Raw genomic sequence first — 1,192 nt, forward strand, 5'->3', positions numbered from 1 at the left:
CCGCGGCGCGGGGGCGCTCCCCGCCGGCGGGGGCCCCGCCGCCGTGCCGCGGGGGACCGGGTCAGCCCCGGGCCGCCGCGGTCCGCAGCGCTACGCGGTCCTCACCCGCGTACACGTTCATGGAGCTGCCGCGCAGGAACCCGACCAGCGTCAGACCCGTCTCCGCCGCCAGGTCCACGGCCAGCGAGGACGGCGCCGAGACGGCCGCGAGCACGGGGATGCCCGCCATGACCGCCTTCTGCGCCAGCTCGAAGGAGGCACGGCCGGAGACCATCAGGACGGCTCGGGACAGCGGCAGGCCCCCGCCCTGCAGGGCGCGGCCGACCAGCTTGTCGACCGCGTTGTGCCGGCCCACGTCCTCCCGGACGTCCAGCAGCTCGCCGGCCTCGTCGAACAGGGCCGCCGCGTGCAGGCCGCCCGTCCGGTCGAAGACCCGCTGGGAGGCGCGCAGCCGGTCGGGCAGAGCGGCCAGCAGCTCCGGGGTGAGGCGCAGGGGCGGGCTGTCGGCGATCGGGTGGCGGGTCGTGGTGCGCACCGCGTCCAGGCTCGCCTTGCCGCACAGGCCGCAGGACGAGGTCGTGTACACGTTGCGCTCGAGCGTGACGTCCGGGATCCGCACGCCGGGGGCGGTCTGCACGTCGACCACGTTGTACGTGTTCACCCCGTCGGCGGTCGCGCCCGCGCAGTACACGACGTTCCGCAGGTCGGACGCCGTCGCCAGGACCCCCTCGCTCACCAGGAAGCCGACGGCCAGCGCGAAGTCGTCCCCCGGGGTGCGCATCGTGATCGCCAGCGGCTTCCCGTTCAGCCGGATCTCCAGGGGCTCCTCGGTGACGAGCGTGTCCGGGCGGCTGGACACCACCCCGTCCCGGATGCGGACCACCTTGCGTCGTTCTGTGACTCGTCCCATGTCCCCAGTCCCTGGTCGGTTCCCGGTCGGCCCCGGTTCCGTACGTGCCGGCGGCCGAAGCGGCCCTCGACGCACAGGGTGCCGTGGGTCACCGGCACCGTCGTGCGGTGAGGTGACCTTCACCGTCCCATTGTCCCGCACGTGCGCACACCGTCGCCGTCTCCGTCCGCGCCGACTCGTCCCAGGTGCCCGCCGCCCGCCCGCCGAACCCCGGCCCGCACCCCGGCCCGAACGACGGCCGGCCCCGGGCGCGGAGATCCGGGCGCCCCGCGGGGCGCACCC

1 protein-coding gene is annotated in these 1,192 nt (G+C 75.8%); it reads right to left on the reverse strand.

The genetic code is table 11. The features are described 5' to 3' along the window. Positions 1-61: 61 nt before the first annotated feature. Positions 62-910: a formate dehydrogenase accessory sulfurtransferase FdhD gene (gene fdhD / locus AOK18_RS30030; protein ID WP_055574085.1), complete on the reverse strand. Its 849-nt coding sequence runs from the start codon at positions 908-910 to the stop codon at positions 62-64. Positions 911-1,192 lie beyond the last annotated feature (282 nt).

It is taken from the genome of Streptomyces prasinopilosus (genome assembly GCF_001419695.1).
GTDB classification, from domain to species: Bacteria; Actinomycetota; Actinomycetes; order Streptomycetales; family Streptomycetaceae; genus Streptomyces; species Streptomyces prasinopilosus.

Bases quoted from the DNA above. Each gene is read 5' to 3' on its own strand.
- fdhD (WP_055574085.1), bottom strand. From the start codon at position 910: ATGGGACGAGTCACAGAACGACGCAAGGTGGTCCGCATCCGGGACGGG.